Origin of the sequence: Xenorhabdus sp. Sc-CR9, assembly GCF_963897815.1 — a bacterium.
Classification (GTDB): Bacteria; Pseudomonadota; Gammaproteobacteria; order Enterobacterales; family Enterobacteriaceae; genus Xenorhabdus.
The window spans coordinates 1-13,007 of record NZ_CAWQTY010000164.1 but is presented as its reverse complement, the minus strand read 5'-3'; the positions used below and the strand labels follow the sequence as shown (position 1 = coordinate 13,007).

General features: G+C 40.1%; 15 protein-coding genes. 12 read left to right on the top strand and 3 right to left on the bottom strand.

Annotated features, from left to right (window positions below):
• Positions 1 to 19 precede the first annotated feature (19 nt).
• A complete protein-coding gene (locus AACQ81_RS07785) occupies positions 20 to 589 on the bottom strand; it encodes a CoA pyrophosphatase (RefSeq protein WP_237386893.1) in 570 nt (189 codons plus the stop codon).
• Positions 586 to 1,956 carry an aminodeoxychorismate synthase component 1 gene (gene pabB / locus AACQ81_RS07780; RefSeq protein WP_237386911.1) on the bottom strand — a complete coding sequence of 457 codons (1,371 nt, stop codon included), beginning with the start codon at positions 1,954 to 1,956 and terminating at the stop codon, positions 586 to 588. The genes AACQ81_RS07785 and pabB overlap by 4 nt, the downstream gene beginning before the upstream one ends.
• 145 nt (positions 1,957 to 2,101) lie before the next feature.
• Between pabB and AACQ81_RS07775 the strand changes: the two genes are divergently transcribed.
• From AACQ81_RS07775 to pip, 3 genes are all read left to right on the top strand, one after another.
• Complete coding sequence (locus AACQ81_RS07775) at positions 2,102 to 2,284, top strand: YoaH family protein (protein ID WP_092551038.1); 183 nt, start codon at positions 2,102 to 2,104, stop codon at positions 2,282 to 2,284.
• A 103-nt stretch (positions 2,285 to 2,387) separates the two neighbouring features.
• Positions 2,388 to 2,759, top strand: a complete 372-nt coding sequence (gene yebF / locus AACQ81_RS07770) for a protein YebF (RefSeq protein ID WP_237386892.1) — start codon at positions 2,388 to 2,390, stop codon at positions 2,757 to 2,759.
• Positions 2,760 to 2,837: 78 nt separating this feature from the next.
• The gene (pip, locus tag AACQ81_RS07765; RefSeq protein ID WP_237386891.1) at positions 2,838 to 3,791 is read left to right on the top strand and encodes a prolyl aminopeptidase; all 954 of its coding nucleotides are present in this window, start codon (positions 2,838 to 2,840) and stop codon (positions 3,789 to 3,791) included.
• 45 nt (positions 3,792 to 3,836) lie between these two features.
• Here pip and AACQ81_RS07760 read toward each other — a convergent pair whose 3' ends face one another.
• Entirely contained in the window at positions 3,837 to 4,067 is a 231-nt protein-coding gene (locus AACQ81_RS07760) for a DNA polymerase III subunit theta (RefSeq protein WP_237386890.1), read from the bottom strand.
• 326 nt (positions 4,068 to 4,393) lie between these two features.
• On the opposite strand from AACQ81_RS07760, the gene ftnA reads away from it, so the two are divergent.
• From ftnA to htpX, 9 genes are all read left to right on the top strand, one after another.
• On the top strand, positions 4,394 to 4,900 hold the full coding sequence (ftnA, locus tag AACQ81_RS07755; RefSeq protein ID WP_237386889.1) for a non-heme ferritin: 507 nt from the start codon (positions 4,394 to 4,396) through the stop codon (positions 4,898 to 4,900).
• A 228-nt stretch (positions 4,901 to 5,128) separates the two neighbouring features.
• Positions 5,129 to 5,515 carry a copper homeostasis periplasmic binding protein CopC gene (gene copC, locus AACQ81_RS07750; RefSeq protein ID WP_237386888.1) on the top strand — a complete coding sequence of 129 codons (387 nt, stop codon included), beginning with the start codon at positions 5,129 to 5,131 and terminating at the stop codon, positions 5,513 to 5,515.
• Complete coding sequence (locus AACQ81_RS07745) at positions 5,515 to 6,510, top strand: CopD family protein (protein WP_237386887.1); 996 nt, start codon at positions 5,515 to 5,517, stop codon at positions 6,508 to 6,510. Before copC ends, AACQ81_RS07745 begins: the two co-directional genes overlap by 1 nt.
• A gap of 86 nt (positions 6,511 to 6,596) precedes the next feature.
• The gene (locus AACQ81_RS07740; protein WP_237386886.1) at positions 6,597 to 6,950 is read left to right on the top strand and encodes a YebY family protein; all 354 of its coding nucleotides are present in this window, start codon (positions 6,597 to 6,599) and stop codon (positions 6,948 to 6,950) included.
• 682 nt (positions 6,951 to 7,632) lie between these two features.
• Positions 7,633 to 8,130 carry a GAF domain-containing protein gene (locus AACQ81_RS07735; protein ID WP_237386885.1) on the top strand — a complete coding sequence of 166 codons (498 nt, stop codon included), beginning with the start codon at positions 7,633 to 7,635 and terminating at the stop codon, positions 8,128 to 8,130.
• A gap of 95 nt (positions 8,131 to 8,225) precedes the next feature.
• Complete coding sequence (gene proQ / locus AACQ81_RS07730) at positions 8,226 to 8,933, top strand: RNA chaperone ProQ (protein WP_237386884.1); 708 nt, start codon at positions 8,226 to 8,228, stop codon at positions 8,931 to 8,933.
• Between the two features lie 19 nt (positions 8,934 to 8,952).
• Positions 8,953 to 11,055, top strand: a complete 2,103-nt coding sequence (prc, locus tag AACQ81_RS07725; protein ID WP_237386883.1) for a carboxy terminal-processing peptidase — start codon at positions 8,953 to 8,955, stop codon at positions 11,053 to 11,055.
• Between the two features lie 386 nt (positions 11,056 to 11,441).
• Positions 11,442 to 11,618: a group II intron maturase-specific domain-containing protein gene (locus AACQ81_RS07720; RefSeq protein ID WP_336885676.1), complete on the top strand. Its 177-nt coding sequence runs from the start codon at positions 11,442 to 11,444 to the stop codon at positions 11,616 to 11,618.
• 283 nt (positions 11,619 to 11,901) lie between these two features.
• Positions 11,902 to 12,783, top strand: a complete 882-nt coding sequence (gene htpX, locus AACQ81_RS07715; protein WP_237386882.1) for a protease HtpX — start codon at positions 11,902 to 11,904, stop codon at positions 12,781 to 12,783.
• Positions 12,784 to 13,007: the final 224 nt, after the last annotated feature.

The window sequence follows — 13,007 nt, the reverse complement described above, 5'->3', positions numbered from 1 at the left end:
GTGTTGTTTTACATCCAATCTAGGGCGATTTTTGAACTTGTTGTGCCAGCTGATAAATAATCGCTGCGGTTAATCCCCAGATCATTTGTTCTTGATGCCAGTAAAAATAGACCCGATGCTGCTGGTTACGACGTTTTATATCTAGATAGCGATAATGGCGGAGGGAGAGTGCATCAAACAATGGGACTTCAAAAATTCTGGCTACCTCTGTCGGATTTGTCCGAAAAGGTATTAGAGGCGGAATCAGACCAATGATCGGCGTGACACGATAACCCCCACTGCTATCCAAAGGAGCTAATTGACCCAGAATTTGTACTTTGTCTTGTGGGATATTGACTTCTTCTTCTGCCTCACGTAACGCTGTGGCAATCAATGAGTTATCGTCAGGATCAGTGACTCCGCCCGGAAAAGCAATTTGACCTGCATGAGAGCGGAGGCTTTGAGAACGTTGTGTCAGCAGCAGTGACGGCTCTGGCTTACATATAATCGGCAGTAATACTGCTGCATTCCGCTGATTGCTCGCCAAATTCGTTGGTTGTGCAGGAAGCTGGAATTGAAACCGATGAATGAAGTCAGAAAGTGATGTCATTGTGTCTGAAGTTCTCCTAATAGAGGTAAGATTCGCCCGAGTTTATCAAATGTTTCCTGATACTCTTTCTCAGCAATGCTATCTGCAACGATACCACCTCCCGCCCAACAGTAAATTTTTCCTTTTTCTGTCAGTAAAGTGCGGATGGTGATGTTGCTGTCCATTGTACCGCAGAAACTAATATAGCCAATAGACCCGCAATAGCCATGTCTGCGATGGGGTTCTAATTCTTCAATAATTTCCATGGCGCGAATTTTGGGTGCCCCAGTGATTGAACCGCCGGGAAAACAGGCACGAAGTAAATCAGCGGCATGATATTTATCAGGTAAGGTTGCTGTAATGGTACTGACTAGATGGTGCACGGCTGGAAACGGTTCCACGACAAATAATTCAGGAACTTTAACAGAACCCGGCGTGGCGACCCGGCCAATATCATTTCTTAACAGGTCAACAATCATCAGATTCTCAGCGCGATCTTTGCGTGAGTTTGCTAATTTTCCTGCCTGCAATTGATCTTCTATAGGATCTTGCAGCCGGGGCAGTGTTCCTTTGATTGGACGGGTCTGGATTTTCTGATCTTCCAGCAGAATAAAGCGTTCAGGTGAAACACTGATAATGCAGTGTTCAGGTAAACGAATAAAGGCAGAAAAGGGTGCTCGATTACTTTCATTGAGCTGGGTAAACGCCTGCCATTCATCCCCTTGATAATCAGCCTGAAAACGCTGTGCCAAATTAATTTGATAACAGTCACCATCCCGAAGATAACGATGGATCTGAGCGATTTTTTCGTGATATTGCTGTTCTGTTATGTTGGACTGCCACTGATTTTTCAGGGAAAAGTCTTTTTTATTGCTTTCCCGCAGTGACTCTAACCATATCAGTCTTTCATCAATATTTTGATAGCTCAGCAAGGTGGCCTTCTGTTGCTGGTGGTCAATAACCAGTCCCCAATTGTAGATCCCGATAGCCATATCAGGAAAGTCCAGCCCATTCGCAGCTATTTGAGGTAATTTTTCAACCCGTCTTCCAAGATCGTAGCCCCATATACCCAATGCTCCTCCCTGAAAAGGCAGTTCGGGATCAAATTGCGGATTAATATCAAAGTTATGAAGATACTTTTTCAATAGCAGGAAAGGATCTTCATGAGAAAGATACGTATCATCACCATGATGAATCTCAGTCGATTCGCCACAAGTAACAAGCGTTGTTATAGGATCGGCGACAAGAATATCAAATCGGTTATGCAGGTGATTTGCGGCTCCGGAGTGCAATAACATTGCCCAGGAAAAAGTAGAAATAGGGGCAAAATATTGGGTAGCAAGATCAGGTGAATAAGGGAGCTGTTTTTTCTGTAATGCAATATTCATGATGGAATCAGTGTTGGCGTTTGGCAGTTCGCAGTAAATAATGTATCTCTGCGTGGAGATTAACATAGAATCTCACTCCTGACTTAAGATAAAAAATACTATAATCGCAGCCTGCCATTAAATTATTACGTTTGAGGTTATAACTATGTTTTCAGGTATGCCAGCATTATCCCATGAAGAACAGCAACTTGCTGTAGAAAGGATTCATCAGCTCATTTCAGAAGGAATGGGAAGTGGAGAAGCTATTGCTATCGTTGCTCAAGAATTGCGTGAAAAACATCGGGATAATGAGCATATCCATGTTTTATTTGAGGATGATGAAAAATAGTTGTAACGTATTTTTAACAGACTCACATAATTACTTTCTACTACATGTTAATTTATCGCGACTTAGAGTCCATATGATTTGGATGGTAATAGGAGTAATTAATATGAAGGCAAGTCAGTTTATTCACTGCATCGGGTTATTGGGTGCAGGGTTTTTGTTGTCTGTTTCATTTGTTACGACAGCTGCTGAGAATGAGCGAGTGGCAAAGTTTATTTCTTGTAAAAATTTAACCAACGATCAAATTGCAGCGCAAGTTAAGCAAGATTTTTTGCAACATCGTATAGTACATTGGGATACAGACAAAAAGCAGTTAGGGACTGCAAAACCGATTGCATGGATAAATGTCAACGATATTACTGGCGATAAAAATGCATTGCGGGTTCCACTTATCGTCCGAGGTTCAAAAAAGGATAAAAGTTACAATGTCACTGTTGATTGTCAAAAAGAAACTATTAGTTATCGTGAAATAAAGTAAATAGCTTGTCATATTATCTTTAAATACGTACGGGATACTAGGAAGTATCCCGTTTTGGTTAAACTGTGAGAGGGACTTATGACGGAACAACGGAAACTTTATCCTGCTTATGATGCGTATCAAACAGGGTATTTAGATACAGAGGATGGGCACCAGATTTATTGGGAATTATGTGGTAATCCAAAAGGTAAGCCAGCAATATTCATTCATGGTGGCCCCGGCGGTGGTATTTCAAGTTATCATCGGCAATTATTCGATCCTGAACGTTATCATATTATGTTGTTCGATCAGCGTGGCTGCGGACAATCTAAACCTCATGCTAGTCTGGAAAATAATACGACTTGGCATCTGGTAGATGATATTGAGCGGTTGCGTAATCTAATGGGTGTTGAAAAGTGGTTGGTGTTCGGTGGCTCCTGGGGTTCGACACTTTCTTTGGTTTATGCTGAAAAACATCCTGAGCGTGTCTCTGAATTAGTGTTAAGGGGGATCTTCCTGCTTCGGCCACAAGAGTTACATTGGTATTATCAGGAAGGGGCTTCTCATTTTTTTCCAGAGAAATGGGAACGTACACTATCTATCCTCTCTGAAGAAGAACGCAAAGATGTGATCTCGGCTTATAACAAACGGCTGACAAGTGATGACCTACAAGTACAGCTGGAAGCTGCACGTTTATGGAGTCTTTGGGAAGGTGAAACGGTAACGTTACTACCTTCTGATAATGCGGATTCATTTGCAGAAGATAAATTTGCTTTAGCATTTGCCCGCATAGAAAATCATTACTTTATCAATAACGGTTTTATGGATGAAACTCAGCAATTATTGGATCATATTGACGTTATCAGACATATCCCTGCCGTTATTATACATGGTCGCTATGATATCGCATGTCTGGTACAGAATGCGTGGGATCTGGCAAAAGCGTGGCCGGAGGCTGAATTGCATGTTGTGGAAGGTGCAGGCCATTCGTTCGATGAAGCGGGTATTTTACATCAGTTAATTAAGGCAACGGACAAATTTGTTGGAAAATAACTGAGATAACCACCATTGGGTGGTGGTTATCTTTCCCATATTCCCTCAGCGGCTTCTGGGTTCATAAGGTAAGCGCGACATAAATCGTGATTGCTGGCGATAGTGTTGCAAGCGCTGCCGAAAATATTCTCGCAAATGTGGCGGTTGTGATTGCTCTACAGTATCAGGAATGACAGGCATGTTATAGCGTTCTTTAAAAGCAACACCGGATGCTGCTAAATCAACATTGACCTTATCCATCTCATTTTTAGATAGCTCGGCTAAATTATGTCCCATTTATGGCCTCTCTGAAAACTTACTTCTCAAAGTAGAAAATTAATCAACTCTTTTTTGTTTAGCAAGTGATTTAAAAAAGTTTAAAAAAAATCGGGTAAATATAAATAATATCAATTCTCATTTTTATTAAAAGGATTTTTTAATGGGGAGTTAAATAAATAAAACTGATTCTTATTTTCTTATATTTAATGAGATTTATTCTTGTTAATGAATTTAATAAAAACATTAATTATCAACTAATTAAATATTATTATTTTGTTTTTGTCTTATATGTTTTTAATTGGCATAATAGCCTGAGTTTAATGAACTATTAGGAGGGTTGGCTGATGTTAAAACAAGAAATGATCAAAAAATTGAATGAGCAATTAAATTTGGAATTTTACTCTGCAAATTTATATCTGCAAATGAGTGCATGGTGCAGTGACAAAGGGTATGAAGGTGCAGCGGCATTTTTAAAAACTCATTCTCAGGAAGAAATGCAGCATATGCAGCGTTTGTTTGATTATTTGGGTGATACTGGTTCAATGCCTGTCCTGGGAGCTATTCAAGCTCCTCCTGTTGAGTTTAACTCTATTTCTGATGTGTTCAATCAAACTTATGAGCATGAAAAATTGATCACAGAAGAGATCAATAAACTTGCTCATGTAGCGATGATGACTCAGGATTATTCTACGTTTAATTTCTTGCAATGGTATGTCGCTGAACAGCATGAAGAAGAAAAACTGTTCAAATCTATTCTGGATAAATTGGATATGGTGGGGGAAGGCGGCAAGGCGTTGTTCTTACTTGATAAAGATCTGAAAAGTTTATCTATGGCACCGGCACATGCCTGATGAATAGTCAATTAAGTTAATTAGCACTGTTTTTTAACCGTAATTCTTGTTTTACGTGTATCGTTGAAGCAAAAATTACGGTTCTTTTCATTTTTTGTCCCCATTTTTGCGTAGTGCTTCACAGGTCAAGACATTGTTCATCAATGATCGCAGATTAAAGCGATTTTTTGATATAGAATCCCTTCGTGTAACTATAAAAATTCATGTACATATTAAAGGGTTATCTATATGTCTATTCTTAACATCCGTTCATTCTGGGCCAAATTATCTACTCTTGTGGTTCTGTTTGTCGGTATGTCCTGTCAACAGGCTTTGGCTCATGCACATTTGAAAGATCAGATTCCTGCAGAAAACACAACTGTTGAAGCTGTTCCACAAGCTATAACCCTAAGTTTTTCAGAGCGTATTGAACTTGGATTCAGTAAGATAAAATTAATTGGTCCAGAAAAGGCAGAGGTTAAAACCGGTAAGCTGGAACTTGATCCTGAAACCAAAACTAAATTAATCCTGCCAGTTGAAGGTAAACTTACCTCCGGAGAATATAGAGTTGACTGGAGTGTACTTTCTGTCGATGGTCATAAAACTAAAGGTGTTTACAACTTTACTGTAAAATAATGATCTCTTTAGAAGCTCTGTACCTATTTTGCCGTTTCTCTCATTTTGTCGTTGTCATGCTGATGTTTGGCCTTAGCTTATTCACGATGATGCTTGTTTCAGGCCATTTTTCAACGCTGATAAGGGAGTGGTTAAAAGTTGTTATTTTAATCAGCACTGTGTTGGCTTTAATAACTTCAATCGTCTGGTTTATCGTTCAAGCTGGGCTGATGGGAGATGGCTGGCAAGATGTTTATATGCCTGAAATTTGGTTAGCTGTATTGAATACCTCTTTTGGGCAGGTTTGGAAATGGCAGCTATTGGTTGCAATACTTGCTGCTGGGGCGTTGTTCCTCTCCGATGCCAGAATCAAAAATCTCTTGTTGCTGGGTTGTTCAGTCATTTTATTATCCAGCCATGCTTTTATCGGCCATGCAGCTATGCATGAAGGTCATTTAGGGTTACTACTGCAAGCTAATCAGATTGTTCATTTGCTGAGTGCGGGTTATTGGTTTGGTGGATTATGGCCGTTTTTACTGTGTCTACAGTTTTTTCGTATTAAAAAGGCATCAGAATCAAATCAATATCGCGATGGTGCATATGCAGACAAGACAAGCGCAGGGAATGCAGATAATAGTGAGAATATCGCTGTTGATCAATATTCGGAAATTAGATTATATTCGGAAAGCATCGCGGCGATGAGGAAGTTTTCCTTTTATGGGCATTTCGCTGTTTTTCTGGTGATAATAACAGGAATTGTGAGTAGTGTTATCTTAATTCCCGGATGGCCGACTTTCAGTCGTGCCCTTTCTGAATATCAATCCATGTTATGGCTGAAGATAGTTCTGGTCGCTGGTATGGTACTTTTAGCACTGCTCAACCGCTACATGTTAGTTCCTAAATTGAGGCAGCAAAGGTGTTACCAGCTATTAATAATCAATAGTTGGCTGGAAATTATCTTAGGAACATCAGCACTATTATGTGTGGCTGTTTTTGCAACACAACCTCCTGCGTGATTCTTGGATGATTGATGTAAATCTGGGTATATAAACAGATGAATTAGCGATAAAATTACAGCATGTGTTTATCAGGGGGAATGGTAATGAAACGAGTATTGTGGGCTCTGCCTTTTTTTCTTCTTTCTTTTCAGGGGATTGCTGCCCCGATACAAACTGTCAGTAAACTACAATTTGGTAAACAATGGGCATTCACCCGTGAAGAAGTTATGCTTGATTGTCGTTCGGGTGGGGCATTGTTTGTTATAAATCCTAGTACATTGATGCAATACCCATTGAATGATCGGGCAACGCAACTGATGAAATCTAATAAAGTTATTGCAACATCACTAGACACGATCCTCTTAGACAATCCTGAACAACCAGCTGAAAAGATGAGTATTGAGCCATTTCAGAAAGCAGCATTAGCTTTATGTGATCAATCAAACGATAAAAAGTAAATGCTTAGTTGATTCCATTGTTGTAAAGAAGAGCAATCATTACCTTATAAGAGTAAAAATTTGGTAAATCATAGTATGTCAACTACTCTTTAATTGGTAAGTTGTTCTACGTCTCAATGATAATTTTTAGCTCTAGTCTCTTTGAATAAGAGTCATTTTCCCTAGGCCGAGTAGAGGAGTGAACTCGGCCTTTTTTTGTTTGTCACGAGGAAGGGACATCTTTACTCTTTTTTCAATAAATTATCTTATTTTCTTATGCATATAATGATGCGATTAAAATGATCATTCAGAATGCTAAATAGCATTCCAAAATTGTAGGCAGATTGCTTCCTTACTCCTCGTCAACCGAGGAGTAAGGAAGCCTTATCATTTGAATGTATCACTATTTTGAGAACCTATTCAGTGAGGTTTTTAGAACAAGAGTATGAACAAAAGCGCATTTATGGCTGCAAATCAGACTAATTTTGAATATAAGCTGTGATATATACCTGAATTTTATCAGAGAATACTGGTAAAAATAATTAAAGAAAATTTAAATTCAGATAAATAAACGATATCCTGAAAGAGTTTATATTATAGTGGTAAATTATTTTCGGAAAGAGTTTGTCAAAGAGAGTAAAAATCTTTTGTGTGAATCTTTTGTTTAAATTGTGTTAAATTTTAATCTATCGCATAGGGGCGTATGGACAAGAATGAATTTTATCAAGAGTTAGAGAATAGTTTGATTGCACTGTTGTCAGGTGAATACGACTTTATCGCTACTCTTGCCAATACAAGCGCATTGTTATATGAACGTTTAGATACTGTTAATTGGGTTGGATTTTATTTAGTGGATGATGATACCCTAGTCTTAGGGCCATTTCAGGGTAAGAACGCTTGTGTTCGCATCCCTCTGGGAAAGGGAGTATGTGGGGCGGCTGTTAAAAATAAAAGTATACAGCGTATTTCTGATGTTCATTCTTTCCCCGGTCATATAGCCTGTGATGCAGCCAGCAATGCTGAGATTGTTCTTCCTTTGGAAATCAATGGAAAAATCATTGGTGTTTTGGATATTGATAGTACGGTTTTTGGTCGGTTCGATGAGAATGATGAAAACGGCTTGAAAGCCCTAGTTATCAGGTTTTGTGAGCATTTAAGACAATGTGTTGTGTCAAAATATCTACAACAGAACGTAACTTAACATACGTATAACGTGGCATTTATCAGTAAGGCTATTATAATGTCGCCTGTTCATGCCTGCGCTGGTTGGCAAAACCGTTGTAATCAGGAAATTTCATGGAAAATCAACCTAAGTTGAACAGTAGTAAAGAAGTCATTGCTTTCTTGGCCGAGCGTTTCCCGCTTTGTTTCGTAGCAGAAGGTGAAGCACGTCCTTTGAAGATTGGTATCTTCCAGGATATCGTTGAACGTATTCAGAATGAAGAGGGTTTAAGTAAAACACAACTTCGTTCTGCTCTGCGCTTGTATACTTCCAGTTGGCGTTACCTCTATGGTGTCAAAGAGGGAGCTCAGCGTGTTGACCTTGATGGAAATATATGTGGTGAGCTGGAAGTTGAACATATTGAACATGCACGCCAGCAATTAGCTGAAGCAAAAGCGCGAGTACAAGCTCAACGAGCTGAGCAACGTGCTAAGAAACGTGAAACTGAAAACGTATCTGACAAGAAAAGTGAACGCCCTGTAAGTAAAAAAGCGGCTCCTCGCCGTCAAGCATCAGGTGATGGCGCAAAACGTCCATCTCGTTCGCAAAACCGTCTGCAACAATCGCCTAAATCAGCAGATAAAACCACAAAGAAAATTGCACAACCTGAGTTGAACTCAGTCACAGACGTATCCTCTTTGAAAGTCGGACAGACAATCAAAGTAAATGTAGGAAAAAGCATAATGGATGCTTCTGTGCTAGAAATTGCCAAAGATGGTGTAAGAGTGCAGTTACCTACTGGCTTGGCAATGATTGTACGCGCAGAACACTTAAAGTTCTGATACGGAGGCCAACTCGGGCATGAACAAACTCATTATTTTGGCTTTCGTTTTAGGTCTATCATTTTCTAGTACAGGGTATGCGGACACTATTAGTGATAGTAGCAAGTCGGTCAGTAATGGTACTGCCATTAGTGACAGTGTTGTTAATGGTAACAATACAGCTACTATTAATCTGAATCAGTTGCCAGATTTAAAACCGGAACCACAACATTCCACAGTGAGTAAGCGGATTGTTTCTCGCTTTCTTCGTTCTCACTATCGCCAACTTTATCTGAATGCAGATTTTTCAGGGAAAATTTTTGATCGTTACCTGAATCATCTGGATTATGGGCATAATGTTTTTCTGGCATCAGATATTGCACAGTTTTCAGATCAAAAAGGCGTATTAGGAAAAGAGCTTGAAGAGGGTGATTTAAAGCTTCCTTATGCCCTGTTTAATTTAATGCAAAAGCGTCGTTTTGAGCGCTATCAATATGTTCTCTCTCGTTTAGAGCAGCCTGTTGATTTGAATAGCCATGACACGATTGAAACAGATCGTTCTAAGGTGCCGTGGCCAACGAGTGTTGAAGAACTAAATAACCTTTGGAACGCTAAGATTAAATTTGATTGGATAAACCTCAAATTATCTGGAAAAAATGATAAAGAAATCAAAGAAAAACTGACTAAACGTTATCGGATGTTACTGAAACGTCTCACACAGAGCAAGAGTGAGGATGTTTTTCAAACGATCATGATGTCTTTTGCTCGTGAAATAGATCCTCATACTAGTTATCTATCTCCTCGTGATACAGAACAGTTTAACTCAGAAATGAGCCTATCTCTCGAAGGTATTGGTGCTGTTTTACAATATGAAGATGAATATGTCACCATTCGCTCATTACTTGCTGGTGGCCCTGCTGCCAAGAGTAATTTGCTGAAAGTTGGAGATAAAATCATAGGTGTTGGTCAGGTAGGCAAGCCTATAGTAGATGTTGTAGGGTGGCGTCTGGAAGATGTTGTCGCTCGGATCAAAGGGCCAAAAGGCAGTAAAGTCCGTCTTGAAATCATTCCAAGTACGAAAGGGGCAAAAAATCATATTGTGACCCTAACTCGTGAAAACATCCGTCTTGAAGACAATGCGGTCAAAATGTCGGTAAAAACGGTCGGCAAGGAAAAAGTGGGTGTTCTTGACATACCGAGTTTCTATGTTGGTCTGACTAATGATGTAAAAGTACAATTACAGAAGCTCACTAAACAAAAAATTTCCGCGATTGTCATCGATTTGCGCAGTAATGGTGGTGGGGCGTTAACAGAGGCTGTATCGCTATCCGGCCTATTTATCTCTACTGGTTCGGTTGTTCAGATCCGGGATAATACTGGTCGAGTTAAAGAAGAATCAGATACGGATGAAGCCGTATATTATAAAGGCCCATTAGTTGTTTTAGTTGATAATAGAAGTGCATCAGCGTCTGAAATTTTTGCTGCTGCAATGCAAGATTATGGTCGTGGATTAATTATCGGTGAACCTACTTTTGGTAAAGGTACAGTTCAGCAATATCGGTTTCTGAATCGAATATATGATCAGATGCTAAGGCCTGATTGGCCAGAGATTGGTTCTGTACAATACACTATTCAGAAGTTTTATCGGGTGAATGGCGGCAGCACTCAGCTCAAAGGTGTAACGCCTGATATCATCATGCCGACAGGGGAAGATACTTCTGAAATAGGTGAGAGCCAAGAAGACAATGCGTTACCATGGGACAGTATTCAACCTGCGCATTATACTTCCTCAAAGGTGATTTCAACATTAGTTCCATTACTGACTAAATTGCATAATCAACGTACGGTTAATGATCCTGAATTTAAATATATCAAACAAGATATTGCTTACTATAAAGTTATCAAAGATCGTAAAGGCGTTTACTCTTTGAATTATGCTCAAAGAGAGAAAGAAAATAAGGAATACGATACAATTAAGTTGAATCGTATGAATGAGCGTTTTAAACGTGAAGGAAAAAAACAGCTCAAGTCTCTTGATGATTTACCAAAAGACTATAAAGGGCCAGACCCTTATTTAGATGAATCGGTAAAAATTGCGCTGGATCTTGCGCATCAGCCTGCTGAAGCGGCTATAACGAAATAGTTTTTAAACTTCGTTATTAATAGAGGGCCAGCTTGATAGCTGGCCTTTTTTTGTGTGCGTTGGGCAAGGCGCTGTCTGTTATCTGTGGTGGTTAACAGACGACTTGGAGGTGTAAGTCCTCTACACACCCGGCAAGGAGAAGTGTTAGCTGAACGGCAAGGGTGTTCATCGTGAGGTGAAATCTGAAGGAAGCCGAAAGCAAAATGCGGGCCTGACGAACGGAAAGCAGGCGAACACCTGCTCAGCGATATCAACGCGTTCCTGAACGACAGGTTAAAGCTGAAGGTGAATGAGAAGAAAAGTGCGGTTGCCCGTCCCTGGGAACGTAAATTCCTGGGATACAGTGTGACCCGGGATAAACAAAGCCGACTGAAAATCGCGATGTACTGGAAGAGCTGGACAGTTGGATCAACCGCAAACTGCGTTGCCTGTTGTGGCGGCAGTGGAAGCGTCCTTATACCCGAGCCAAAATGCTAATGCGGGCAGGGTTAAAGGAAAAACGAGCATGGAATCAGCATGTAACCAACGGGGCACATGGTGGAACTCGGGAGCCACCCATATGAATCAGGCGATAAAGACCGCACGGTTCAGAAGGTTTGGCTTAATATCACTGTTGGAACAGCAACGGCAGTTCCCGCGTTAACATGAGCCGCCGTATACGGAACCGTACGTATGGTGGCGTGAGAGGACGGCGGGAGTGATCCCGCCTCCTACTCAATTATATTGTAAAGTTATGTTGATTTCATCGCTTAACATCTTAAAAAACTTGAATAATATGGGCTAAATCCCCATCTTATGACTTAATTCTTAATTGAACTGTTTGATAATTAAAGGAAGCAAATTTATATGATGAGAATAGCCTTGTTTCTTCTCACTAACCTTGCTGTCATGGTAGTGTTTGGAATAATACTTTCACTTACCGGAGTTCAGCGGAGTAGTGTTACTGGCCTTATGATTATGGCTGGTTTGTTTGGTTTTGGTGGTGCATTTATTTCTTTATTAATGTCAAAATGGATGGCCCTGCGTTCTGTTGGTGGTCAGGTTATCGAGAAACCTTCCAATGAAACTGAAGTTTGGTTGATGGAAATAGTACGTCGTCAGGCTGATCAGGTTGGAATTACGATGCCACAAGTGGCTATCTATGATGCCCTTGATATTAATGCATTTGCCACAGGAGCACGCCGTAATGCTTCTCTGGTTGCTGTTAGTACAGGGCTACTGAATAATATGAGTCGTGATGAAGCGGAAGCTGTTATTGCTCATGAGATTAGTCATATTGCTAATGGTGATATGGTAACGATGACCTTATTGCAGGGCATTGTGAATACATTTGTTATCTTCATTTCACGCATTATTGCGCAGGCTGCGGCAAGCTTCCTTTCCAGTAATGATGATGAAAGCGAAAGCAGCAATGGTAATCCAATTGTTTATATGGTGCTCTCTATGGTACTGGAAATCGTATTTGGTATTTTGGCAAGTATTATTACCATGTGGTTCTCTCGTCACCGTGAATTCCATGCGGATGCTGGCTCAGCGAAACTAGTTGGTCGTGAAAAGATGATCGCAGCATTGCAGCGTCTCAAAACCAGTTATGAGCCTCAGGAAGAAGGGCGCATGATGGCATTCTGTATTAATGGTAAGTCTAAGAGTTTCAGTGAATTGTTCTTATCTCATCCACCATTGGATAAGCGCATTGAAGCTCTGCGTAGTGGTGAATATATAAAGTAATGCCATAGTCTTCTTATTAAAAGAAGATTGAACTACTGTCGGTTATTTTATTCGCGGGTGGGAAAAAGCCGGAACTCATTATGAGTTCCGGCTTTTTTTATGGCTTTAGCCAGTTTAAGTAGCGTCAGCTTCTTAAACATAAAACCACCCGCTATGCGGGTGGAGACCAAGGGTTATACCAAGAAAAACACCTTTCCGTTACGATATAGATGTTCAAGCTAATA

What these genes read in the sequence shown, in the direction of transcription:
- AACQ81_RS07785 (WP_237386893.1), bottom strand. Translation starts at nt 589, where the DNA reads ATGACATCACTTTCTGACTTCATTCATCGGTTTCAATTCCAGCTTCCT.
- pabB (WP_237386911.1), bottom strand. Translation starts at nt 1,956, where the DNA reads ATGAATATTGCATTACAGAAAAAACAGCTCCCTTATTCACCTGATCTT.
- AACQ81_RS07775 (WP_092551038.1), top strand. Translation starts at nt 2,102, where the DNA reads ATGTTTTCAGGTATGCCAGCATTATCCCATGAAGAACAGCAACTTGCT.
- yebF (WP_237386892.1), top strand. Translation starts at nt 2,388, where the DNA reads ATGAAGGCAAGTCAGTTTATTCACTGCATCGGGTTATTGGGTGCAGGG.
- pip (WP_237386891.1), top strand. Translation starts at nt 2,838, where the DNA reads ATGACGGAACAACGGAAACTTTATCCTGCTTATGATGCGTATCAAACA.
- AACQ81_RS07760 (WP_237386890.1), bottom strand. Translation starts at nt 4,067, where the DNA reads ATGGGACATAATTTAGCCGAGCTATCTAAAAATGAGATGGATAAGGTC.
- ftnA (WP_237386889.1), top strand. Translation starts at nt 4,394, where the DNA reads ATGTTAAAACAAGAAATGATCAAAAAATTGAATGAGCAATTAAATTTG.
- copC (WP_237386888.1), top strand. Translation starts at nt 5,129, where the DNA reads ATGTCTATTCTTAACATCCGTTCATTCTGGGCCAAATTATCTACTCTT.
- AACQ81_RS07745 (WP_237386887.1), top strand. Translation starts at nt 5,515, where the DNA reads ATGATCTCTTTAGAAGCTCTGTACCTATTTTGCCGTTTCTCTCATTTT.
- AACQ81_RS07740 (WP_237386886.1), top strand. Translation starts at nt 6,597, where the DNA reads ATGAAACGAGTATTGTGGGCTCTGCCTTTTTTTCTTCTTTCTTTTCAG.
- AACQ81_RS07735 (WP_237386885.1), top strand. Translation starts at nt 7,633, where the DNA reads ATGGACAAGAATGAATTTTATCAAGAGTTAGAGAATAGTTTGATTGCA.
- proQ (WP_237386884.1), top strand. Translation starts at nt 8,226, where the DNA reads ATGGAAAATCAACCTAAGTTGAACAGTAGTAAAGAAGTCATTGCTTTC.
- prc (WP_237386883.1), top strand. Translation starts at nt 8,953, where the DNA reads ATGAACAAACTCATTATTTTGGCTTTCGTTTTAGGTCTATCATTTTCT.
- htpX (WP_237386882.1), top strand. Translation starts at nt 11,902, where the DNA reads ATGATGAGAATAGCCTTGTTTCTTCTCACTAACCTTGCTGTCATGGTA.